Annotated in this window: 26 protein-coding genes; all 26 read left to right on the top strand. The window is 61.1% G+C overall.

Annotated elements, in window-relative coordinates; translation table 11 throughout:
- Positions 1-8 precede the first annotated feature (8 nt).
- The 26 genes from N2315_04475 (at position 9) to argH (ending at position 23,158) form a co-directional block, all read left to right on the top strand.
- Positions 9-458: a flagellar basal body-associated FliL family protein gene (locus N2315_04475; protein ID MCX7828449.1), complete on the top strand. Its 450-nt coding sequence runs from the start codon at positions 9-11 to the stop codon at positions 456-458.
- A 12-nt stretch (positions 459-470) separates the two neighbouring features.
- Positions 471-1,475, top strand: a complete 1,005-nt coding sequence (fliM, locus tag N2315_04470; GenBank protein ID MCX7828448.1) for a flagellar motor switch protein FliM — start codon at positions 471-473, stop codon at positions 1,473-1,475.
- Positions 1,476-1,478: 3 nt separating this feature from the next.
- Entirely contained in the window at positions 1,479-2,597 is a 1,119-nt protein-coding gene (gene fliN / locus N2315_04465) for a flagellar motor switch protein FliN (protein ID MCX7828447.1), read from the top strand.
- 35 nt (positions 2,598-2,632) lie between these two features.
- Positions 2,633-2,995 (top strand): response regulator, encoded by a 363-nt coding sequence (locus tag N2315_04460; protein ID MCX7828446.1) that lies wholly within the window; start codon positions 2,633-2,635, stop codon positions 2,993-2,995.
- Between the two features lie 103 nt (positions 2,996-3,098).
- Positions 3,099-3,413, top strand: coding sequence for a hypothetical protein (locus N2315_04455; protein ID MCX7828445.1), 315 nt, complete (start codon positions 3,099-3,101; stop codon positions 3,411-3,413).
- Entirely contained in the window at positions 3,403-4,167 is a 765-nt protein-coding gene (gene fliP, locus N2315_04450) for a flagellar type III secretion system pore protein FliP (protein ID MCX7828444.1), read from the top strand. Before N2315_04455 ends, fliP begins: the two co-directional genes overlap by 11 nt.
- Before the next feature lie 10 nt (positions 4,168-4,177).
- Entirely contained in the window at positions 4,178-4,447 is a 270-nt protein-coding gene (gene fliQ / locus N2315_04445) for a flagellar biosynthesis protein FliQ (GenBank protein ID MCX7828443.1), read from the top strand.
- A complete protein-coding gene (fliR, locus tag N2315_04440; GenBank protein ID MCX7828442.1) occupies positions 4,444-5,223 on the top strand; it encodes a flagellar biosynthetic protein FliR in 780 nt (259 codons plus the stop codon). The genes fliQ and fliR overlap by 4 nt, the downstream gene beginning before the upstream one ends.
- Entirely contained in the window at positions 5,223-6,341 is a 1,119-nt protein-coding gene (gene flhB / locus N2315_04435; protein ID MCX7828441.1) for a flagellar biosynthesis protein FlhB, read from the top strand. The genes fliR and flhB overlap by 1 nt, the downstream gene beginning before the upstream one ends.
- A 92-nt stretch (positions 6,342-6,433) precedes the next feature.
- Positions 6,434-8,527, top strand: a complete 2,094-nt coding sequence (flhA, locus tag N2315_04430; GenBank protein MCX7828440.1) for a flagellar biosynthesis protein FlhA — start codon at positions 6,434-6,436, stop codon at positions 8,525-8,527.
- Position 8,528: 1 nt separating this feature from the next.
- Positions 8,529-9,767: a flagellar biosynthesis protein FlhF gene (gene flhF / locus N2315_04425; protein ID MCX7828439.1), complete on the top strand. Its 1,239-nt coding sequence runs from the start codon at positions 8,529-8,531 to the stop codon at positions 9,765-9,767.
- Positions 9,754-10,665 carry a MinD/ParA family protein gene (locus N2315_04420; GenBank protein ID MCX7828438.1) on the top strand — a complete coding sequence of 304 codons (912 nt, stop codon included), beginning with the start codon at positions 9,754-9,756 and terminating at the stop codon, positions 10,663-10,665. The genes flhF and N2315_04420 overlap by 14 nt, the downstream gene beginning before the upstream one ends.
- Positions 10,662-11,345, top strand: coding sequence for a flagellar brake protein (locus N2315_04415; GenBank protein ID MCX7828437.1), 684 nt, complete (start codon positions 10,662-10,664; stop codon positions 11,343-11,345). Before N2315_04420 ends, N2315_04415 begins: the two co-directional genes overlap by 4 nt.
- Entirely contained in the window at positions 11,342-12,424 is a 1,083-nt protein-coding gene (locus N2315_04410) for a chemotaxis response regulator protein-glutamate methylesterase (GenBank protein MCX7828436.1), read from the top strand. Before N2315_04415 ends, N2315_04410 begins: the two co-directional genes overlap by 4 nt.
- Before the next feature lie 43 nt (positions 12,425-12,467).
- Positions 12,468-14,540, top strand: a complete 2,073-nt coding sequence (locus N2315_04405; GenBank protein ID MCX7828435.1) for a chemotaxis protein CheA — start codon at positions 12,468-12,470, stop codon at positions 14,538-14,540.
- Between the two features lie 36 nt (positions 14,541-14,576).
- Positions 14,577-15,206: a chemotaxis protein CheC gene (locus N2315_04400; protein MCX7828434.1), complete on the top strand. Its 630-nt coding sequence runs from the start codon at positions 14,577-14,579 to the stop codon at positions 15,204-15,206.
- A 3-nt stretch (positions 15,207-15,209) separates the two neighbouring features.
- On the top strand, positions 15,210-15,698 hold the full coding sequence (locus tag N2315_04395; GenBank protein ID MCX7828433.1) for a chemotaxis protein CheD: 489 nt from the start codon (positions 15,210-15,212) through the stop codon (positions 15,696-15,698).
- Positions 15,699-15,713: 15 nt separating this feature from the next.
- On the top strand, positions 15,714-16,772 hold the full coding sequence (locus N2315_04390; GenBank protein MCX7828432.1) for a DUF937 domain-containing protein: 1,059 nt from the start codon (positions 15,714-15,716) through the stop codon (positions 16,770-16,772).
- A gap of 11 nt (positions 16,773-16,783) precedes the next feature.
- Positions 16,784-17,521 carry a FliA/WhiG family RNA polymerase sigma factor gene (locus N2315_04385; GenBank protein MCX7828431.1) on the top strand — a complete coding sequence of 246 codons (738 nt, stop codon included), beginning with the start codon at positions 16,784-16,786 and terminating at the stop codon, positions 17,519-17,521.
- Between the two features lie 37 nt (positions 17,522-17,558).
- Entirely contained in the window at positions 17,559-19,151 is a 1,593-nt protein-coding gene (locus N2315_04380; GenBank protein ID MCX7828430.1) for a FapA family protein, read from the top strand.
- Positions 19,152-19,163: 12 nt separating this feature from the next.
- On the top strand, positions 19,164-19,472 hold the full coding sequence (locus N2315_04375) for a hypothetical protein (protein MCX7828429.1): 309 nt from the start codon (positions 19,164-19,166) through the stop codon (positions 19,470-19,472).
- Between the two features lie 109 nt (positions 19,473-19,581).
- Positions 19,582-20,115, top strand: a complete 534-nt coding sequence (locus N2315_04370; GenBank protein MCX7828428.1) for a hypothetical protein — start codon at positions 19,582-19,584, stop codon at positions 20,113-20,115.
- Positions 20,115-20,684 (top strand): hypothetical protein, encoded by a 570-nt coding sequence (locus N2315_04365; GenBank protein ID MCX7828427.1) that lies wholly within the window; start codon positions 20,115-20,117, stop codon positions 20,682-20,684. The genes N2315_04370 and N2315_04365 overlap by 1 nt, the downstream gene beginning before the upstream one ends.
- 49 nt (positions 20,685-20,733) lie before the next feature.
- The gene (locus N2315_04360) at positions 20,734-21,153 is read left to right on the top strand and encodes a S1 RNA-binding domain-containing protein (protein MCX7828426.1); all 420 of its coding nucleotides are present in this window, start codon (positions 20,734-20,736) and stop codon (positions 21,151-21,153) included.
- Positions 21,150-21,737, top strand: a complete 588-nt coding sequence (locus N2315_04355; protein ID MCX7828425.1) for a DUF501 domain-containing protein — start codon at positions 21,150-21,152, stop codon at positions 21,735-21,737. The genes N2315_04360 and N2315_04355 overlap by 4 nt, the downstream gene beginning before the upstream one ends.
- 8 nt (positions 21,738-21,745) lie before the next feature.
- Positions 21,746-23,158, top strand: coding sequence for an argininosuccinate lyase (gene argH, locus N2315_04350; GenBank protein MCX7828424.1), 1,413 nt, complete (start codon positions 21,746-21,748; stop codon positions 23,156-23,158).
- The last annotated feature ends 116 nt before the right edge of the window (positions 23,159-23,274 follow it).

The following is a 23,274-nucleotide window of genomic DNA, read 5'->3' as shown; positions in this document are numbered from 1 at the left end:
GAGGGGCCATGGCTAAGAAGGCTGTGATTTTCGTGGTGGTAGGGGTGGTGGTCCTGCTCCTCGGCATAGGAGGAGGGGTGATGGTGGGGCTTAAGTTCTTCGGCCCCGATAAGCCCAAGGAGAAGCTTCTGCCTCCGGGGCCCACGGTGTCGGTGGGGAACTTCACCATAAACCTGGCGGACCCGGAGCCCCATTTGATACAGCTGGGGGTTACCCTGGAGATGGAGGATCCCGATGCGGCGGCGCTGTTATCCGATGCGGGCTGGATGTCCAGGGTTAAGAACGAGATAATACTTACCGTGAAGGACCGGCGCTACGACGAGCTCAAGAGTTCCGAGGGGGCTCAGATACTGGCCCAGGATCTCAGGGGGCGGCTTAACTCGTTGCTTCCCAGGACGAAGAAGGATGACAAGGTTGCGGTAAGGCAGGTCCTCTTCGACCAGTTCATGTTGCAGTAGGGAGGTGGTTAAGTGGTACCGGAGGTTCTCTCCCAGAACGAGATAGACTCCCTTCTGCAGGCCCTGTCCAGCGGGAGCGTGGACCTGGCGTCCATAGAGAAGCAGGACGACAGGAAGATAAAGGTTTACGACTTCAGGCGCCCCGACAAGTTCAGCAAGGACCAGCTCAGGGCCATCCAGATGATACACGACTCCTTCGCCAGGCAGCTGACCACGTCGTTGTCCACGCTGGTGAGGTCCATGGTTTCCGCGGAGGTAGTGTCCGTTGACCAGCTGGCCTACGACGAGTTCATAAGGTCCCTGGTTCAGCCCACGGTGATGGGGGTGCTTGAGATGTACCCCTTGAGCGGGAACGCGGTGTTGGAGATGAACCCTCATCTGGTGTTCTCCATAATAGACAGGATGCTTGGCGGCAAGGGGGAGCCCATAAGGAAGCCCCGGGATCTTACCGACATAGAGCGCACCGTGGTGGAGCGGGTGATGCTGAAGATCCTGGAGCACCTTGAGGAGAGCTGGAGCACCGTGGTGGACATACGGTTCCGGTTTGAGAGCATGGAGAGCAACCCGTTTTTCGTGCAGATATGTCCCGGCAGCGACATGGTGCTTTTGGTAACGTTGAAGATTCAGGTGGGGGAGACGGAGGGGATAATGAACCTGTGCATCCCCTACTTTGTGATGGAGCCCATGATAGACAAGCTGTCGTCCCAGCACTGGTTTGCCTCCACGGGAAGGAAGAACGTGGAGGGCGCCAGGGATGCCATAGAGGCGAGGCTTCACCAGGTGGCGGTGCCCATGGCGCTGGAGCTTGGGCACACGGTGCTCACCCTTGGGGATGTGCTTCAGCTTCGGGAGGGGGACGTTATCCGGCTTGACGGTAAGACGTCGGACCCCTTGGGGCTTAGGGTGGGCAACAGGGTCAAGTTCCTGTGTGAGGCTGGAACCTTTGAAAAGCACTATGCGGCGAGGATCCTCGAGGTATTAAGCGGGGAGGGGCTCGCCCATCACGGGGAGGATTAAGAAATGGGCGAGGATTTCCTTAGCCAAGACGAGATAGACGCCCTTCTGACCGGCGGCAAGCCTTCGGGAGGGGGCGGCGGCGGGGCTGTAACCCTGGACGAGATGGAGGTGCTCAAGGAGGTGGCCTCCACCGCGGCTTCCGCCGTGGGAGGCGTGATGGGCATGTTGGCTGGGAGGTCCGTGTCCGTCTCGGTGGGGCTTTGCGAATCGGCGCCTCAGAACTCGGTGGTGGAGAAGGTGGGGGCCATGTCCATCTTCGCCTTCTCCATGGCCTGGGACGGCCTTGACGATGCCCCCGCCAGGCTGGTGACCACCGACCGGGGGGCGTTGACCTTGGCGGACCTGATGATGGGAGGGGATGCCAAGGAGCTGCCGGAGGAGCCCAACGACCTCTATCTTTCCGCCGCCCAGGAGGGTTTCAGCCAGCTGATAGGTTCCGCCCTCACCAGCATAAGCGGGATGCTGAAGGGGGCGAGGCTTGCGCCGAAGGATACGTCCGGCGGGCTTTCGGACTTTTCGTGGGTGCCCTTTGACTCCCTGCCGGTTACGGAGGAGGCCTGGATAGCCCGGCTGGACGTGGCGGTGGAGGGGGTGGACCCCTTCTCGATCTTCGTGGTGTTGCCCGCGGGCAGCGCCAAGGAGTTGGCAAACCGCATAAGGGAGGCCTCGGCGCCTCAGGAGAAGCCCCATGAGGCGCCGCGGAGCGCTCCATCGCCGCAGCAGCCCGTCGCGCCGCGGCCTTCCCAGGCAGCTCCGGAGGCGGCCTTTGCCCCCCGAAGCGCCTCGATCTCCACCGCTCCCGTGGACGTGCGCCCCGCGGAGTTTGCCCCCCTTGGAGGGCAGGAGGTGGCGGTTTCTTCCAGCGCTATTGACCTGATAGCGGATATTCCTGTTAGAATAACTGTTGAGCTCGGTAGGGCCAGAAAGACCATCGCGGATATATTGAACATGAGCCCCGGCTCCGTGGTAGAATTGAACAGGATGGCCGGTGAGCCGGTTGATGTGTTGGTCAACGGTAAGCTCATAGCCAGGGGCGAGGTCGTGGTCATAGACGAGAGCTTCGGGGTGAGGATAACCGAGATCGTGAGCCGGGCGGAGCGGATCCGCTCCATGGGCGTCTAAGGCAGGCCATTTTCTTCCAGGAAGGAGAGGGCAGAATGGGAACCAGGGTTCTTATAGTAGATGACGCAGCCTTCATGAGGATGATGTTGAAGGACATCCTTACCAAGAACGGCTTCGAGGTGGTGGGCGAGGCCGAGAACGGTAAGGTCGCGGTTCAGATGTACTCAGAGCTTAAGCCCGACGTGGTCACCATGGACATAACCATGCCGGAGATGGACGGCCTGGCGGCGGTTAAGGAGATAAAGCAGCAGGATCCCAACGCAAAGGTGGTTATGGTCAGCGCCATGGGCCAGCAGGCCATGGTCATAGAGGCCATAAGGGCGGGGGCGGCGGACTTCATAGTTAAACCCTTCCAGCCCGACAGGGTGCTGGAGGCCCTGAGCAAGGCCCTATCCTGAGGAGGCGGCTTCCCCAAGGGGGTGGCGGGGAGTATCCCCCGGCACTCCTTTTATTTTTTTATCTTTTATTGGTTAATATTAAATTATCATGCGAGGTGTCCCGGTGGAGGAAGTCAGCCTTTGGAGCTACCTTATCAAGGTGCTAGGCGGTCTTTTGGTGCTGGGTGCTGCGGGGGCCCTGTTGGTTCGGGCCCTGCCGCGGCTGTGGCGGCTTAACCCCTCCGGTGGGGTCGCGGTGTTGTCGGTGACCCCCGTGGGGCGGGACCTTGTTTATGTTCTTAAAATGGGGCCCACGGTGGTGGCGGTAATCTCGTCCCCCAAGGGGGGGTTTGAGGTGCTTCATCGCTGGGAGGCTGAGGAGTTCGAACGCCACGTTGAACGCAGCGGCGATACGGGGGGTGGGGCGGTTGAGCCTTAAGCGGGGTTTGTTATTGGGGGCGGCGCTTTGCGCTATTCTGGCGGGGTGTGCCCACGCCCAGCCGGTGCCTCCCACTTTGCCGGTGCCTGCTTTGAGGATAGGGGTTGACGCCGCCAGGTCCCAGCAGGATGTGGCGTTGACGCTGCAGATAGTGGCGCTGATGACGGTTTTGAGCATGGCTCCCGCCATAGTGCTCATGCTCACCAGCTTTACCAGGATATTGGTGGTCCTGGGGTTTGTAAGAAACGCCATGGGGCTTCAGCAGATACCCCCCAATCAGGTGATAGCGTCCCTGGCGCTGTTCCTCACATTCTTCACCATGGCTCCGGTGTGGGACCAGGTCTACAAGGGGGCCTTGGTTCCATACATGAGGGGGCAGATATCCGCGGAGCGGGCCTTTCAGGGGGCGGAGGGTCCAGTGAGGGCCTTCATGCTGCGCCAGACAAGGGAACAGGAGCTGTCCCTAATGGTGAGGCTTGCCAAGATGAAGCAGCCAAAGAACCAGGACCAGGTGCCCACCAGGGTGCTCATCCCCGCGTTCATCCTGAGCGAGTTGAAGACCGCCTTTCAGATGGGGGTGGTGATATTCATCCCCTTCATCGTGGTGGACATGATCGTATCCAGCGTTCTCATGAGCATGGGAATGATAATGCTGCCCCCCATGATGATATCCCTGCCGTTCAAGGTGCTGCTCTTCGTAATGGCGGACGGATGGGATCTGGTGATAGCCAGCCTCGTCACCAGCTTTAAGTGAGGTGGTTTGGTTGGGGACCCTGAGCGTGACGGACGCCTTCAGTCAAGCCCTTTGGGTGTCCATGATAAGCAGCATGCCCATACTGGTGATCGCCATGCTGGTGGGGTTGGTGATAGGGATAATCCAGACCGCCACCTCCATCCAGGAGCAGACCCTGGCTTTTATACCCAAGATACTGGCGGTGATCCTGGGGCTTATACTGCTGGGGCCTTGGATGGGCAGGACCGTGCTTGACATGACCCGCTTCCTGTTCGAGTCCCTGTACAGGTTTGTGTCATGAACTACGAGGAGATAGTAAACCTCATCTTGGTGTACCTGCTATGTTCCCTCCGATTGACGGGGCTCATGTTCGCAAGCCCGCTGTTCGCGCTGCCCTCCTGGCCCATGCCGATAAAGCTTTGGCTTGCCTTCATGCTGGCGTTGGTGATGGTCCCATCGGTCAATCCCCAGGTGCCGATGGCGCTGCTCTCCACCTGGACGGGGGTCGCCCTCTTCGGGGCGAGGGAGTTCGTAGTAGGCGCTTCGGTGGGGTTCCTGTCCTCCCTTCCCCTGTACGCGCTACAGCTTTCCGGCTACATGGAGGGCAGCCAGATGGGGCTTGCCATGGCCACCCTTTTCGACCCCTCCCAGGAGGGGAGCGTGGCGTTGGTGGGGCAGATGAAGTATCTGTTGGGGATATGGTTCCTGTTCCACTGGAACGGACACCTGCTCCTGGTGGAGGCCCTCAACAGGAGTTTTACGCTGGTCCCCGTGGGGAAGGGGTTTCTTGGCATCCCCCTGTCCCAGTCCCTGGGGCGGTGGCTTACGGAGCTCTTTCTCCTGGGCATAAGGCTGTCGCTTCCCATCATGGGGGCCCTTCTCCTGGCGGACATAGGCCTTGGGTTCGTGGCCCGTACGGTTCCCCAGATGAACGTCTTCATCCTGGGCATACCGCTCAAGATAGGCCTTGGCCTCATCCTGCTCATGGCGGTGATGCCCTTGACGGTGGACGTGTTTTACGGCCACGTGAGCAAGGCGGTGATCTGGGCCCTGGAGGGGACTGTCCTTTGGCGCTGATGGAACCGGAGGTCTTGAAGAGGGGCTGGATACCTTCGATGGACGTGGACATACAGTTCTTCGCGGAGGAGAAGTCCGAGCCCGCCACCCCAAGGAAGAGGCAGAAGGCCCGGGAAGAGGGGCAGGTCACCAAGAGCCAGGACCTCACCGCGGCGGTGGTCATAGCCTCGGGGCTCATCGGGGTCCTGTTGTTTGGGGGGTTCTTCATGGACAACCTTACGAGGCTCTTTGAGGTGACCATGGGGTACCTCAAGGAGCCCTCCATGGGGACCCAAAGGTGGCTTCTCTTCCCCGTCCTGCGGTCATTGTCCTCCTACTTCCTGGTTTGGCTTCCCCTGGGGCTCATATGCGCCCTTTCGGCCCTTGGGCTTTTGGCGTACCAGGTGGGGTTCCTCTTCACCTCCAAGCCCCTGATCCCGAACTTTAACCGCCTGAACCCAGTAAGCGGCATGAAGAAGATGTTCTCCGGCCGGTCCTTCGTGGAGATGCTTAAAGGGGTTGTGAAGGCGGGGATACTGATATTCATGCTATACGGGGCGCTGAAGAAGGACCTGGTGGTCCTGGTGGAGGCGGTGGAGCATCCCTTTATGGAGGGGCTTGGAACGGTCATGGGGCGGGTTTGGGCGCTGAGCATGAAGATGACCTTGATGCTGCTGGTGCTGGGGCTCTTCGACTACGCCTACCAGAGGTGGGAGTTCGAGCGGTCCATAAGGATGTCGAAACAGGAGATAAAGGAAGAGTACAAGCAGATGGAGGGGGACCCCTTAATAAAGCGCCGCATAAGGCAGCGGCAGAGGGAGCTGGCCCAAAGGCGGATGATGTCCGACGTGCCGAAGGCGGACGTGGTCATAACCAACCCGGTCCACGTGGCGGTGGCGCTGAACTACGACCGGAAGGTGTCGGACGCTCCGGTGCTCCTTGCCAAGGGACAGGGTCTCATAGCTGAGCGCATCAAGGAGATTGCAAGGGAGAATCGGGTGCCGGTGGTGCAGAACCCGCCCCTTGCCAGGGCCGTATACTCCCAGGTGGAGATAGGGGAGGAGATCCCCGAGGGGTTGTACAAGGCGGTTGCGGAAGTGCTGGCCTTCGTGTACCGTTTGAAGGGGCGCAGGGGCTGAGGCTTTATCCTTTATCGTTGGCTTTCGACCCGGCGCCGGCCGGCTTCGTTTGACACGGGATCGCAGAATTTCTAGTTCAACGGGAGGCAGACATGGGAGGTTCCGCTTCGATTTCCAACAAGGTGATGAGATACGCCGACGTGGGCATGGCGGTTTTGTTGGTTTTAATCGTGGGGATGATGATAATCCCCCTTCCCACGTGGCTTTTGGACGTGCTCTTGGCGCTCAACATAACCTTTGGGGTTGTGATACTGCTGAGCACCTTCTACGTCAAGCAGGCCCTTGAGATATCCGCCTTCCCCACCATAATCCTCATGGCCACCCTCTTCAGGCTGGCCCTTAACGTCTCCACCACCAGGCTGGTGCTGTTGAACGGCTACGCGGGGGAGATAATAAACGCCTTCGGCAACTTCGTGGTGGGGGGCAACTACGTGGTGGGCGGCGTGGTGTTCTTGATATTGGTGATAATCCAGTTCCTGGTGATCACCAAGGGCGCCGAGCGGGTGGCTGAGGTGGCCGCCCGTTTCACCTTGGACGCCATGCCGGGCAAGCAGATGGCCATAGACGCGGACCTTAACGCGGGGATGATAGACGAGCAGGAGGCCCGCCGCAGGAGGGCCAACGTGCAGCGGGAGGCGGACTTTTACGGCGCCATGGACGGTGCCTCCAAGTTCGTCAAGGGGGACGCCATAGCGGGCCTCATCATAACCACCATAAACATACTGGGTGGGCTTGCCATAGGGGTGCTGCAGAGGGGGATGGAGCTCAAGCAGGCCCTTGGAACTTACAGCCTTTTGACCGTTGGCGACGGTTTGGTGGCCCAGATACCGGCCCTTTTGTTATCCACCGCCACGGGCATCATAGTGACCAGGGCGGCGGGGGAGAGCGACCTGGGCAAGGATATGGTGTCGTCCCTTACCAGGAACCACCGCCCCCTTTACATAGGCTCCGGCCTGCTGTTCGCCCTGGCGGCGGTCCCCGGCCTTCCTACCATACCCTTCGGCCTTCTTGGGGCCGGCATGGCCGCCATGGCCTACGGGGTACAGCGGGAGGCGGCCACGTCGGAGGTGGGAGGGGATTCCGTTAGACCGGCGGCGCCTAAGGGCCAGGCCCCTTCCGCCCCATCCCAGCCCGCCCCGGCCCCTTCGGGCCCTGAGAACGTCCTGCCCCTTCTCACCGTGGACCCCATGGAGGTGGAGATAGGTTACGCCCTCATCCCCTTGGTGGATCCGTCCCAGGGGGGTGACATGTTGGAGAGGATAGGGACCATAAGGCGTCAGATGGCCATGGACCTGGGGCTTGTGGTGCCCCCCATAAGGATAAGGGACAACATCCAGCTTAAGCCCACCGAGTACCTGATAAGGGTAAAGGGGGCGGAGGTGGGCCGGGGTGAGCTGCTGCCGGACCACTACCTTGCCATGAGCACCGGCGGCGAGGATCTGTTGGTGGGCATACCCACCAAGGAGCCCGCCTTCGGGCTTCCGGCGGTGTGGATATCCCCGGAGATACGGGACCAGGCGGAGGGGTTGGGGTACACCGTGGTGGACTGCCCGTCGGTGCTGGCCACCCACCTTTCGGAGGTCATAAAGTGCTACGGGGCGGACCTCATCACCCGCCAGGAGGTGCAGAAGCTGGTGGACCTGGTGGGGGAGTCCAACCCCGCCATAACCAAGGATCTTCTGGACGTGCTGAGCCTTGGGGACGTGCAGAAGGTCTTGCAGGGCCTCATAAGGGAGCAGGTTCCTATAAGGGACCTGGTCACCATATTCGAGACCCTGGCGGATCACGGCCGTTACACCAAGAGCACCGACTATCTGATGGAGAGGACCCGGGAGGCGCTGTCCAGGGTCATAACCCTTCGGCTTCAGGACCAGGATGGGGTGTTGGGGGTTTACACCCTGTCTCCCCGCTGGGAGCAGCGCGTAAAGGAGGCCATGAAGGGGGATTTGATGCAGGGCTGGCAGCTTAACATGCCGCCCAAGGAGATGCAGGAGCTCATGCAGGCCGTGGCTTCCGCGGTGGAGGCCATGGCCATGGGTGGGATAACGCCGGTGTTGCTCACCCATCCGGACGTGAGGTTGGTGGTGCGCCGCATAGTGGAGGGGAGCTTGCCGCAGCTCTTCGTGGTAAGCTATAACGAGATAGCCCCTTCAACCCAGCTGAGATCCTTGGGAGTGGTGGAGTAGCATGAGGGTTCTTAAGCAGATAGAGTTCGAGGCCCGGGATGACGCGGAGGCCATGAGGATAGCCTCCAAGAGGCTTGGCAGGGACGCGGTGATATTGAGCTCCCGACCGGTCAAGAAGGGCGGGTTCCTTGGTCTTTTCGGCAAGCGGGTTTTGATCGTAACCGCCGGTATATTGGAGGACGATTCCCAGGGGATCGACCAGGAGTCCCGGCAGAGGTTGTTCTCGTTCCAGCAGCTTTTGGACATGCGGAAGGAAGTTCACCGGGCGGTAATGGGGCCCGAGGAGGACCAACCGGTTAATCCGCAGCCCCAGGGGGTCCCCGTGGCGCCTTTGAACTACGTGGCGGCGTCCCAGGCTGAGAGGGCCTATGCTGCTGCGGCGCCCGCCCCTGTGGCCCCAGGCACCAAGCTGGAGGAGCAGGTGGAGGAGCTCCGCCGCACCTTGGATCAGGTCTTGCGGCGGGTGGGTTCCGGCGGCGGCTACTGCGGAGACGACCCCATGGTGAGGCGTCTTGTGGAGGCCGACGTGGATCCTGGGGTGGCCTCCAAGATCATCGAGGGCCATAGGGGTGCAGATGTGTCCCTGGAGGAGCTTTTGTCCTCCAGGATCAAGGTGGTTGGCAGCGACCCGGTGTCCGCCATGGGGGGCAGGCGGGTGATGTTCGTGGGCCCCACCGGGGTGGGCAAGACCACCACCATAGCGAAGCTGGCGGCGGTTCACTCCCTGTGGGAGGGCCGCAGGGTGGCGCTGGCCACCGCGGATACCTACAGGATAGCGGCGGTGGAGCAGCTCAGGACCTACGCCAAGATATTGGGCATACCCATGGAGGTGGCCTTCGAGCCAAAGGATTTCGAGGGGATACTCTCCAAGCACGGCTCCTGCGATCTTTTGCTTTTGGATACCGCGGGCAGGAGCGCCAAGGATTCGAAGAAGATGGAGGAGCTCAAGGTGCTGTACGACGCCTTCATGCCCGATGCGGTGCATCTGGTCTTGGCGGCGAACCTCAAGTACAAGGACATGCTGAAGGTGATAGATAGGATGGGCGTGGTGCCCATAAGGTCCGTCATATTCACAAAGCTGGATGAGACGTATTCCTTCGGCCCCCTGCTCAGCGTGTTGGAGGACTTCAAGTTCCCGGTGTCCTTTTTCACCGTGGGGCAGAACGTCCCCAACGACATAGAGGTTGCAAGGCCCGAGCGGCTTGTGAGGCTCATCCTGGAGGGGGATGGCCTTGGATAGGCAGGTGTCGGGACGGGATCAGGCCGCCGCCCTGCGGGAGCTGGTGCTCTCCTCTGGGGTTGGCAGGTCCAAGTTCCAGGGGCTTAGGTCCATCGCGGTGGTGAGCGGAAAGGGAGGGGTTGGGAAGAGCAACCTTTCGGTGAACCTGGCGCTCGCCATGGGGCAGATGGGGGTTCGGGTCATGCTGATGGACGCGGACATGGGGCTTGCCAACGCGGATCTTCTCCTGGGCGTGGTGCCGAAGCACCACCTGGGGCACGTGATAGGTGGGCACATGGGTTTGGAGGACATCCTTCTCTCGGTGGAGCAGGGTGTGAGCCTGATCCCAGGGGGTGCGGGTTTTTCGGACCTTGCGGACCTGGACGAGCAGAGCCAGGCCATGCTGATAGAGAAGTTCTCCGCCCTGGAGGGGCGGGCGGACCTTTTGTTGGTGGACACGGGAGCGGGCATACACAGGAACGTCATATCCTTCGCCGCCGCCGCCGACGAGGTGCTCCTTTTGACCACCACGGAGCCCACCGCCATAAGGGACGCCTACGGGGTTTTGAAGTCCCTGGTGGCGGGACTGTCCTGGAAGCCTCGGGTGTCGCTGGTGGTCAACATGGCCATGAGCGACGACGAGGCCTTCTCCGTGGCGGATCGGATAAGGCTGGCGGCGGGCCAGTTCCTGGACCTCAACGTCAACTACCTTGGATACGTGCTTTGGGATCAGCGGGTTATGGACTCCGTGAGGCGCCGAAGGCCCTTCGTGCTGCAGAGCCCCGATTCTCCCGCGTCTTCCTGCGTGAGGGTCATAGCCCGGCGGCTGCTTAAGGTGGATCGGGAGGAGAACATGGGGGGCAGGGGGCTCAAGGCCTTCATGCTGAGGCTTGGCAAGAGGATGAGGCTTAAGGGGTGATCTCTTTGGGCCGGGATGGGGAGAAGATAGGGCTACCCGTGGGGGCCAAGGGGGAGTTCAAGGTGGAGGATGGGCTCTTCAAGGGCACATACCCCACCAGGTTGGAGGACCAACGGGAGGACATGCTTGGGCTGGCTCATCCGATGTTCAAGGGGGCGCTCCTGCCGGTTTACAGGGACATGGAGTGTGAGCTTGTGGCGGAGGACAACAGGTCCCCCGTGAGGGTGTCCTGCGTGGTGGTGAGGAGCGACATCACCGGTACGGTGCCCATGCTTTGGGTCAAGATGTTCGGCCCCCCGGAGAGGATACAGCGCAGGCGCTACTTGAGGGTGCCCTGTCTTAGGGAGTTTCGGTTGTTTCCCATTGAGGCGGAGGCAAGGTCTCCTTTGTCCGGCCGGTGGCTTAAGGGCACGGCGGTGGACATGAGCCTTGGGGGTGTGAGGTTTCGGATGGACTACCCCTACAGGCTGTCCCATGGGGACAGGTTTTTGTGCATGCTTCCCCTGGGGGATAGGCCTTTCCCGGGCCTCATTAAGGTTATGAGGGCCGATAAGACCTCCGATGGTCTTTGGGATTGTGGGGGGGCCTTTGAGGCGGTACCTAGGTGGGCGGAAAAGTATATAATAGAGTTCATAAGGACCCAAGAACTTAATTCCCGCCAGGGGAGAGATGTGCCATGACGCGCAAAGTGAGGGTTATGGTGGTTGACGACTCTGCCTTCATGAGGAAAGTGATCGGCGACATGCTTGCGTCGGACAATAGATTCGACGTGGTGGCCCGGGTGAGGGATGGGGAGGAGGCGCTTCAGAAGCTCTCTGAGGCGGATCCGGACGTGATAACCATGGACGTTGAGATGCCACGGAAGAACGGTCTGGAGGCTTTGAGGGAGATAATGGAGCGCCGGCCTACGCCGGTGGTGATGGTGTCGAGCCTTACGAAGGAGGGGGCGGAGGTCACCCTTCAGGCCCTCTCGCTGGGGGCGGTGGACTTCGTGACCAAGCCTTCGGGCACCATATCCCTGGACATGCACAAGGTGGAGGAGGAGCTTCGGCAGAAGGTTTGGGTGGCCAGCACGGTGGACCGTTCCAGGCTGAAGCCTGGAGGGCTTCCAAAGCGTCCCGCAAGGGAGGTTTCGAAGCTACCGGCCGCCCCCCTGGGGGCTCTTCCAAGGCGGAAGCTCCAACGGGTGGACCTGGTGTTGATAGCCTCCTCCACCGGAGGCCCCAGGGCCCTTCAGGAGGTGATCCCCAACCTAAGGGGTGATTTCCCCTGTCCCATCCTGGTGGTGCAGCACATGCCCCGGGGTTTTACCTCTTCCTTTGCCCAGAGGTTGGATGACGCGAGCCCCCTTAGGGTTGTGGAGGGGTACGATGGTTTAAAACCTCAAAAGGGTATGGCGGTCATAGCCCCTGGAGGTTATCATATGGTTGTGGAGAGGTCTGGCCCAGACCTGGTGTGCCGTTTATCTGACGCGCCTCCGGTCAGGTCCGTGAAGCCCGCGGCGGACATGCTCTTCATGAGCGTGGCCGACGTGGTGGGCGGGTCCGTGGTGGCGGCGGTGTTGACCGGCATGGGCAGGGACGGGGCCGACGGTGCGGCGGCCTTGCACAGCAAGGGAGGCGTTATCCTGGCGGAGAGTCCCGATACCTGCGTGGTGTACGGAATGCCGAGGGCGGTAGTGGAGGCGGGCATAGCGGAGGAAGTGGTTCCCCTGTACGATATGCCCGAGGCTTTGCATCGATGGGCCGCATGCCCTTAGGTTCGAGAAAACAAAATCCCCTGAACCTGGAGGCCGATAACCGATGACTAACATGGATATGAGTCAGTACTTGGGCGCGTTCCTGGATGAGGCTACGGATCAGCTTAAGAACCTGAACGAGCTGCTTCTAGCCGCGGAGCAGAACCAGTCGGACATGGGAATAATAAACGAGATATTCCGGGTGGCCCACACCTTCAAGGGCATGTCCGCCACCATGGGTTTTGACGGAATGGCGGGTTTGACCCACGCCATGGAGGATCTGTTGGGTCTTGCCAGGAGCGGGGAGCACGTGCTCAACTCCGAGGACGTGGATCTGCTTTTCAAGTGTCTTGACGCCATAACCGCCATGGTGGACTCCATCAGGGGAGGCGGCAGCGACAAGGACGTTGACGTGAAGGCCCTGGTGGATCAGCTGCATCGCTTGGTGAACAAGGCTCATGACGCTCCGGCGGCCTCCCCCTCGAAGTCCGCCAAGGGAAGCAAGAAGTTGGAGCTCACAGAGCAGGAGAAGGGCTGGGTCAGGGAGGCCCGCAACCAGGGCATGTCGGTGTACGAGCTTAAGGTGGCGTTGAGCCCAAGCTGCATGCTCAAGGCCGCCCGGGCTTACATGGTGGTGACCCGGCTTGGGGAGATGGGGGAGCTCATAAAGACCCAGCCCGGTGTGGAGGATCTGGAGCGGGAGGCCTTCGACACCGAGTTTTGGGTGTACGTGGCCACCCATGAGAGCGGGGAGGCCCTTTCCGGTGTGGCATCCTCCATAAGCGAGGTGGCATCGGTGGAGGTGACGCCCCTTAACTTTGACGATGACGGGGGGCTTTCCATCGGCGATCTTGAGGAAGGGGATGAGGGTGAGGAGGAGGCCGTGGCGGCGGCCGTGGCGGCGGCCTCGGCGGCTCCCAGGTCCCCGGAGGGGGTTGCTGCAGGTGGAGCCGCTCAGCCGTCCCAGCCTCAGGGAGCCAATAAGAAGGGCAGCCGCACGGTGAGGGTGGACATAGGAAGGCTTGACAAGCTTATGAACCTGGTGGGGGAGCTGGTCATAGGCCGCGCCAGGATAGAGCGTCTGGCCCAGGAGACCAAGATGAAGGCCTTTGACGAGCCCTTGTCCCAGCTGGGGCGCATATCCGGGGAGATCCAGGAGCTGGTGACTAAGCTCCGGATGGTGCCGGTGTCCATGGTGTTCGACCGGCTGCCCCGGCTTGTGCGGGACCTTTCGCGCCAGATGGGCAAGGAGGTCCGGCTTGTGGTGGAGGGTAGGGAGACCGAGCTGGACAGGACGGTCATAGACGAGATAGGGGATCCCATGGTGCACCTTCTGAGGAACTCCCTGGACCACGGCCTGGAGAGCCCGGAGGAGCGGGTTAAGAACGGCAAGCCCCGGGAGGGCACCATAACGGTGGCGGCCTACCAGGAGGGCAACGGGGTCATAATAGAGGTTCAGGACGACGGGCGGGGCATAGACACCAACAAGGTGAGGCGCAAGGCGGTGGAGCGTGGCATAGTGACCGCCGAGCAGGCCCAGCTCATGACCGACGAGGAGGCCATAAGGCTCATCCTGCTTCCCGGTTTCAGCACCGCCGACGTGGTGACCGACCTGTCGGGAAGAGGCGTGGGCATGGACGCGGTTAAGAGCAAGGTAGAATCCTTGGGCGGTCAGTTCCAGGTGTTCTCCAAGCTGGGGCAGGGGACCCGGGTGGTCATAAGGTTGCCGTTGACCTTGGCCATAGTGCTTGCCCTGCTCATAAGGGTTGGAGACGAGATCTACGCCATATCGCTGGAGAACGTGGAGGAGACGCTGCTGGTGCCGAAGAGCGAGATAAAGTACGTTCACGGCACTCCTGTCACCACCGTGAGGGGGGAGATACTGACCCTGTCTGACCTGGCGGGCATCCTTTCCACGGAGGTGAACCGCGAGGGGGTGGAGGAGCACCCGGTGGTGGTGGTTCGGGTGGGTCGGGATCGGAACCGCATAGGCTTCGTGGTGGACGACTTCGTTGGGCAGCAGGAGATAGTGATAAAGCCCTTGGGCAAGCTGCTTCAGAAGGTGCGCGGCGTGGCGGGGGCTACAATCCTAGGGGACGGCAACGTGGCGCTCATATTGGACGCCGCCTCCCTGTAGGGGATCCTTTGAACGGAAGAGGGTTTTGGTGAGGCCATGTCGGTTGACTTCGATTCTTTCAACAGCATTCAGCTGGATGCCATAAGGGAGGTAGGGAACATCGGGGCGGGCAACGCCGCCACGGCGCTCTCCAAGCTTTTGGGGAGGACCGTGGACATGGACGTGCCCGTGGCGGAGCTGGTGTCGGTGTACGAGGTGGCCCAGCACTACGGGTCGCCGGAAGATCTTGCCTGCGGCGTTCTCATAAGGGCGGATGGGGAGTTCTCCTGCAACCTCATATTCCTCATGTACGAGGAGGAGGCCTCTTCCCTGGCGGACCTTCTGATATCCATGGACTTGAGTTCCATGGAGGAGGAGGTTCGGCTTCAGATCCGGGACAGCGCCTTGGCGGAGGTGGGGAACATAATACTTGGGGCCTTCCTTAACGCCCTTTCCAGCATGACCGGCTGGGCCCTTCCGGTGTCGGTGCCGGCGGTGGCCCATGACATGTTGGGATCCATAATGGACGTGGTGGCCGCCATGTTCGGCATAATGGGGGACACCGCCTTGTTGGTGAAGACCACCCTCAAGATAATCGATTCCGAAACGGAGGCAAAGGGAATGGTGATCATGGTCCCGGATCCCGGTTCCCTGGAGCTTCTGCTTCAGAGATTGGGGGTGCTCTAGCCCATGTCCTCCGCTATACACGTAGGGATGGCGGATCTGGTGGCGGTTAGGCACCCGGCCACGCTGATAACCTTGGGGCTTGGGTCCTGCATCGGCTTGGTGATATACGACCAGTCCTCCAAGGTGGCCGCCATGGCTCACATAATGCTGCCCGACAGCAGGGATGCCAAGGAGGTCTTGAAGCCCGGCAAGTTCGCCGACACGGCGGTGCCCCTCATGATGGACAAGTTGAGGGATCTTGGGGTTAACAAGTCCCAGCTGAAGGCGAAGATGGCGGGGGGTGCCCAGATGTTCAACATCCCTGGCAAGGAGAGCTCCCTCCTTGCGGTGGGCCAGCGGAACGTGGAGGCCACCTCTGCGATGCTCGCGAAGTTCGGGGTTCCCCTGGTGGCCTCCGACGTGGGTGGCAACAAGGGGCGCAGCGTGGAGTTCTCCACCGACACGTGGGTGTTGGTGGTTAAGACCCTGGGCACCGGGGTCAAGGAGCTGTAGGCAAGCTTAGTCGTCATGGTTGAAGGAAGGATTGAGACAGGCCCTGGGGGCGACATTGGGGGATCGGTTCCGGAGAGCCTGGTTAACCTGATCCCCTCGGACGTGGTGGAGGATCTGGCATCTCTTCTTGGGTGTTCAAAGGAGAGCGTGCTCAAGGCCATATCCGCCTCCGGGGTGGACCAGGATAAGGCGGTGGCCATGCTCATGGCCGCGGCCCCTACCTACGTGGCCGTGAAGGGCCGTTTTGAGACCCGCCGCAGGGGAGACCTGCAGGGGGTCTTTTGTTACGTGGCCCAGGGCGTCACCGGTGAGGTGCTGGATCTCAGCTTCTGGGTGGGGTCCGGGGGTGTGCCGGACTCCTTCGATGTGTCCGCCGGCTGGGAGGCGGTGAGGTCCGCCATAAGGTCCCTTCCCATGTCCCCTGACAGGGGTGCCTACAGGCAGCTGGAGGGGCTGTTGGAGCGCATGTTTCCCCCCACCGCGTTGAACACCCTGTTCAAGGACCCGTCCGCCGTGAGCTCCAAGGTCCAGGCCTTTAAGGAGGCCCTATCCCAGGCCTACAAGCTGGACATGGTGTGCTCCATAGAGGTTGAGAGGTTCCACCGGATACGTTTGGAGATGTCCCCCTTGGGGAAGCCTAAGGAGCCCCAGCGGGAGGAGCCGAAACCGGAGGCCGAGAGGCCGAAGCTTGCGGAGATAACCCTCCACTGCAAACCCCAGCTGGACCCGGTGAGGGGCAAGAGCGTTGGGGATTTGAAGGTTGGGGATCTGGTGCCGGTGGACTTGGACGACTCCAGTTCCGTGGGTCGTCTTATAAGCCGCTTTGTGGCCCGGGCCGGCAGGAGGGTGGAGTTCCCGGTGGAGGCGGTGGAGCAGACCAAGGGGGGCGACGCGGTGGTTAAGCTGGCGGTGTCCGAAGGGATATCTGCGGTCTTCAAGATGTCCAAGGACATGAAGATAAGGGTCGCCCAGGAGCCGGTGAGGGCCGCCAGAGGGGGGCCTGGGGTTGCGGCGGTGGTTTTGGGGGTCCTTGTGCTGTTCCTTTTGGTCCTCATAATGGCGCTTAGGGGGTGACGTAGTTGTCCATGGAGGCCTCTGACCGCGCCCTGTGGGATGATTACATGAAGAACCCCTCTCCTGAGAACCGGGAGAGGGTTGTTAAGCGTTACCTGCCCCTGGTGAAGTACGTGGCCGCTAGGATGTCGGTGACCCCCCCGCCGGGGCTTGATTACGACGACATCTTGAGCTTTGGGGCCATGGGGCTTTTGGAGGCCTTGGATCGTTTTGACCCCTCCAGGGGTTTTTGTTTTCAGACCTTCGCGGTTCCCCGCATCAGGGGGGCCATACTGGATGAGCTGAGGCGCTACGACTGGATATCTCGGAACGGCAGGGAGAAGCTACAGCGCCTTGAGAAGGCCATGGAGGAGCTTTACTCCATGGGCATCCCCCAGGACGACGGGGCCCTAATGGAGAGGCTTGGGATGAACGAAAAGAGCTATAGGGAGCTCTTGGAGATAGCGGGAAGGTGCTATCTGGTTTCCCTGGACGAGGTGCTCTCCCTTGAGGAGGGGGAGGTTAAGCGGGACGGCCTTTTGGAGGACCCATCCCCTTCCCCCGCCGAGGAGGTGGAGTTCAAGGAGGAGCGCGAGAGGGTCCGGAGGGCTCTGGAGGAGCTGCCCGAGAGGGAGCGGCTTCTGCTTTCCCTTTACTACGAGGAGGGCCTTACCCTAAAGGAGATAGGGGAGGTTCTGGGGGTTACGGAGTCAAGGGCTTCCCAGCTGCACGGCAAGGCGATAGGCATGCTTCGTTCCAGGTTGCTGTAGCGTTGTGGTTTTACCAGTTGGCGGGGGGTGTGGCGGGTTGGAAGGGTTTTTCAGGCTTAAGGTCACCGACGAGGGCATGTTCTTGGTGGTGAACCCGGAGGGGGATGTGACCCTTTCGGACGTGGTGGCCCTCTTGAAGGAGCGGAGGATAGAGGACTACGACGGCCAGGCGGTGGCCAAGGCGGTTCAGGAGCGGACCGGTGAGCCGGTGAAGATCGCGGATCGCAAACCGGAACTTGATCGGCCTGCGGAGGTGGAGATAAGGATCTCCGAGGACGCCATGAGCTGTTCCATCCGGGTCATACCCCCGTTGGGGCCTTTGCCCTTGCCCAGCGTGGAGCACCTGGAGAGGTTTCTAAAGGAGCATGGCGTGGTGGAGGGCATAAAGCATGAGGTGCTGGAGGAGCTCTCTCGGGGCATGCACATGAGGCAGTGGGTGGAGGTGGCCAAAGGCCGGGAGGCGGTCCACGGCAGGGATGCGGTCATAAACTACAAGATAGACCTTCAGCGCCTTAAGCCTAAGGAGACCGGCGAGGGGAGCCGGGTGGACATGAAGGACCTCGGCACGGTCATAAACGTCCTAAAGGGGCAGGAGCTGGCGGAGAAGCTGCCGCCGGTTCAAGGCGCCGACGGTATCACCTTGATGGGTAAGCCTGTGAAGGCCCAGGTGGGGAAGGACAAGAACCTTCCCGCCGGTCCTGGAACGGAGCTTTCGGAGGACAGGACCCGGCTTTACGCCGCCCAGGACGGCCATGTGTCCATAAAGGACGGCAAGCTCTGCGTGTCCCCCATCTTCGAGGTCAAGGGTGACGTGGACTACGGGGTTGGGAACATCCAGTTCGTGGGTCCCGTGGTGGTTCACGGTTCCGTCCGGGAGGGATTCTCCGTGAAGGCCGGCGGGGACCTCTTCGTGGAGGGGGTTGTGGAGGGGGCTTTCCTGTCAAGCGAGGGGGCCATGAACCTGAAGGTGGGGGTGCGTGGCACCGGCAAGGCAGTTTTGGAGGCCAAGGGTGACATAAGGTGTCCGTACATAGACCAGGCCAAGGTGGTGTCCGGCGGAGACGTATACGTATCCGAGGCCATAACCCACAGTCTGGTGTCCGCCCGTGGGGCCGTGGTGGTCCAGGGCAGCAAGAAGGGGCAGATAGTGGGCGGCCGGGTTCAGGCGGGCCTTGAGGTGGTCTGTGAGACCCTGGGCAGCGACATGGGCACCAGGACCGAGGTGGTGGTGGGGGTGCCTCCGGAGCTGATGGAGGAGCGGAAGAGGCTCACCGAGGCCCTTAGGGATCTGAAGGTCAAGATGGCGGAGGTGGACACCAACCTGGGGTATCTCAAGAAGATGGAGGAGCGGAACCTCCTTGACGACCAGAAGCGGGCCCTCATGGTGAGGCTCACCAGGGCCAAGTTTCAGCTTCAGGGGCAGGTGTCCCTTTCGGAGGGTCGGCTTAAGGCCATAGAGGAGGAGATGGAGCGGAGCAAGGCGGTGGGCAAGGTCCGGGTGAAGGGGGTCTGCCACAACGGGGTGGTGGTGTCCATAAGGGGCATGAACTACATAGTACGGGATGACCAGCGCTTCGTGACCTTCCTCGTGGAGGAGGGGGAGATCCGGATAAAGCCCTTCGACTACTAGGGGGTGTTTTAGGTGTCCTTGCGGCCGGTGGATTGGCATCTTTCCATGTGGAACCTGGAGCAGAGGGCCCAGGAGGGGCCGAAGGACCCGGTGTCCCTTGCGTCCCTTGCGTCCCGGCAGGTGGAGGTTGAAAAGCGCCGGGAGGAGGAGCGGAGGCGGCTTCAGGAGGCGTCGAAGACGGCCTCCGAGAGGCCCGTGGAGGCGGCGGATAAGAGGCAGTCCGGGGGCCGCCGGGAGCGCCGTGGGGGCGGCAGGAAAGGCGGGCCTGGCGAGGATAAGAAGCCCGGAGGGGCTGGAACCTCCTTTGAGGCCTACGGCTGATGCTTTGTTCTTGGTTTGCGGGGGTGAGCTTTTTGGAGCCGCCCTTGGTGGTGGCGTTCGATTTTTGTTTATGGTGAGAGAAGGGGCTGTTTAGCTTATGTCTTCCGGTTTGACTGCCGGTTACATGGTGGTGGAGGAGAGGGACGGGCTATACCTTGGGGCCGCTTTGGTGGTGGACTCCCGGGGGGTGCCGGTGGACTTTAGGTACACGGAGCCCCTGCGTCCCACCAAGATAGAGAGGATCCTTTACGGTGGCGCCCTGGAGGTGTACCTGAGGGAGGACGTGATAGTGAAGAGCCTTGCGGAGGCGGTGGAGTCCAAGCCCGCCATCTGGATAGTCAAAGATCCGGAGCTGCTGGGGGCGGTTCGGCGGCACGGCAAGGTCCTGGCGGTGGCGGTGGAGGGGACCGCCCTCTCGCCCCTTGAGAGGGCGGGGCACGTGGAGATGCAGGGGGAGGTTGAGTTCCTGCTTCAGGTGGACCCCATAAGCTCGCCCTTAAGGGTGACGGTCACCAAGGATCAGGTGCAGCAGATAAAGAAGGTTTCCGATAGCCTGGTGTCCCTTGGGGAGACCATGGAGGTTTTAGAGCCCTTCGGGCGGATATCCAGGGCTTTAGAGGCCTTGAGGGACGAGCCGATCTGATGGATTCCATTGAGGGTATTCTAGGGGCCTTAAGCCGTCTGTTCCTGGGCAGGGTTAAGGTTAGATCCTGGGCTGTGGCCCGAGGGTGCGAGGTTTTAAGCCTTAGGGGGGGCCGTGACGTTCGGGTCAGGTCCATGGGGTTGTCACCCCGGGTTGTGGAGGCCTCATTTGTTAAGTGGGGCAGGATGCGGGTGGAAAGCCCCGGTAGATGGCTCTTCGACCCCAAGGCGGTAAGGGTGTTCGGGGGGCTTCATGTCTACGAGGCGGCGGTTAAGGGCGTCCCCTTGGGGTTGCGGGGACGGGTGGTGGGCGGTTTGGAGAGGGTGGCCGGCCTTCCCCAGGAGAGGAGCAACCGGATAAGGTACTGTGCCCTGGAGATCAAGGGGGCTAGCGTTATGGCGGTGTTCTACCCTATAATCAGGGGGCTTGTGAAGCGGAGTGTTTTGGACAAGAGGTCTGGCAGGTTGCTCCTGTGGTACCGCGATGGTCCGTCGCGGGAGAGGTCCGTTCGGCTCCTCATGGTGAGGGTATTTGGGGCGGAGGATCCGGTCAGGTGGATATGGCTTTAGGTTTCCCCCTGGAGGGAGAAGACGATAAAACTGGAGGGTCGAGCGGCACATGGTGGAAGAGAAGACGGTAATGGCTGCTGGGGTGAACGTTGGGGACGTGGTTACCGGGACTGTGGAGCACATAGCTCCCTACGGGGCCTTCGTGAGGCTGGAGAACGGCCAGAAGGCGATGGTGCACATATCGGAGCTTTCCCACAGCTACGTCAAGAAGGTGGAGGACGTTCTGGAGCTTCAGCAGAAGGTCACCGCCAAGGTGATCAAGATCGATGAGAGGGGTCGCATAGACCTCTCCATAAAGGCGCTGAAGCCCAGGGAGCCCAAGCCTCAGCAGCGAAGCGCCGGTGGTCAGGAGATGGACTTCGAGAAGAAGCTCTCCATGTTCTTGAAAGCCAGCGATGAGAAGATAGCCGACCTCAACAGCAAGATGAAGGATTCCCGAGGGGGGAAGAGGAAGACCGGGAAGCGATGACCTTAAGGGTTCTGGTGCCGGGGGGCGGCTGCCCCCCGGTTTTCTACGTTCCGGTGGATCATCTTGGGGTATCCTGGAGTTACCCCGTAAGGATAAGGGACCGGTCGGTGGTGAGGGGTTTTTGCGCCCTGTGTCCCTGGGGTTTCCCTAGGGTGTTGTTGTGCGGCCCTCTGTCGAGGAAGGGGCCGTTTCCCACCTCTTTTTGGCTGGTTTGTCCCTACCTGATGGATCGGTGTTCCCAGTTGGAGTCCGCCGGCGGGGTTGCCCGCCTGGAGGCCAGGATGAGAAGGGACGTGGAGGCCATGAGGGACTACCACCGGATGCACCGTATGGTCCGGAGGGCTCTTCTCACGCCTTCGGAGTGGTCTTTGATGAGGAAGAGGTCGGAGCTGGCTATTCCCGTGCTCAGCAAGGGCATGGGAGGCACCGACTTCTCCGGTTCTTTCGGCGCCAAGTGTCTTCACCTGCAGGTGGGGTCGTTCCTTGGGTTGGGTTATCATCCCTTGGGATCCCATCTTTCCTTGGAGGTGGGGGACATGGGCTGTTCCGACGGGAGGTGCGGCTTCTCCCAAGGAAGAGGGTAGCGGGGGTGATGCTTTTGTGGAAGGGCCGTTTCAAGGCTGACACGGACGAGCGGGTGAGGGATTTCACCCAGTCGCTGGACCTGGACTGGTGTCTTGCGGAGGACGACATAAGGGGCAGCATTGCCCACGCTAGGATGTTGCGTCAAGTGGGGATAATATCCGAGGAGGACCTGGCCTTGATAGAGGGGGGCCTTCTTGAGATCCTGGAGGAGGTAAGATCCGGTGAGTTTGTGCCGGATCCGTGTCTTGAGGACGTGCACATGAACGTGGAGGCCCGTCTTACCGCCAAGGTGGGGCCTTCGGGGGCCAAGCTCCACTCCGGCAGGAGCCGGAACGATCAGGTGGCCACGGCGGTGAGGCTTTACCTGAGGCGGCGCCTTAGGGATTTGAAGCTCTCTTTGGGCGGGCTGCTCAGGAGCCTCTTGGAGCTTTCGAAGAGGCATGAGGACGTGATAGTCCCTGGCTACACCCATCTTCAGCAGGCCCAGCCCATAAGCCTTGGGCACTACTGGATGTCCCATTTCTGGGCGTTTATGAGGGATGGGGAGAGGCTGGACTTTGCCATGAGGTCCTTGAGGCTGTGTCCGTTGGGGGCCGGGGCTCTTGCGGGGTCTACGCTGCCGCTGGACCGGTTCATGACCGCCCGGGAGCTGGGCTTTGAGGGCCCCACGGAGAACAGCCTGGACACGGTGGCCCAGCGGGACGTGCTTTTGGATGTGCATTACTTCTGCCTGTCCTGTGGGCTTCACTGGAGCAGGCTGTGTGAGGACCTCATAATATATGCCTCTCGGGAGTTCGGGTGGATGGACCTGCCGGACCAGTTCTGCACCGGTTCCAGCATGATGCCCCAGAAGAAGAACCCCGACGTGTTGGAGCTTTCCAGGGGCAAGGCCTCCGGCGTTTTGGGGCGTTTTGTGGACCTGGCTTGCATGGTGAAGGGGCTGCCGTTGACTTACAACCGGGATCTTCAGGAGGACAAGCGGGGGCTTTTCGAGAGCTTGAACGTGACCCAGTCGGTGTTGTCGGTGTTGTCCGCCCTGCTGGAGGGGGTTCAGGTGGATAAAGACAGGGGGGTTAAGGCCTTTGAGGACGGCCTTGCCTTGGCCACCGACGTGGCGGAGTACCTGGTGGTGAGGAACGTGCCCTTCCGGGAGGCCCACGAGAAGGTGGGCAAGCTGGTCCGCTGGTGCGTGGACAACCGAAGGCCCCTGCAGTCCCTGAGCCTTGGGGAGATAAATCGTTTCATCCCGGAGGCCCGGGAGGACCTGCTGCCCCTTTTGGACGTGAAGGTGTCGGTGGACCGGCGGCGCACCTACGGCGGCACCTCGAGGGAAGAGGTGAGGCGCCAAAGGGAGGAGGGGGAGCGCAGGCTCTCCGTCTGGCTTTCGGATGTGGAAACCCCCCCATGTTGCCTCTCTTAAGAATCTAAACGAACGAGACGGGTTGCCTCATGTGAAAGCCTAAACGAAGGCAGGGATCTTTTTGGGGGATCCCTGTTTTCTTTTCTCTGCCCCGCATTTTCCCAGCTCCTCCAATG

The organism is Thermanaerothrix sp., from assembly GCA_026417795.1.
Taxonomy (GTDB): domain Bacteria; phylum Synergistota; class Synergistia; order Synergistales; family Synergistaceae; genus Thermanaerovibrio.
Note: the sequence above shows the minus strand (reverse complement) of the source record. Positions and strands in the feature narration are given on the sequence as shown.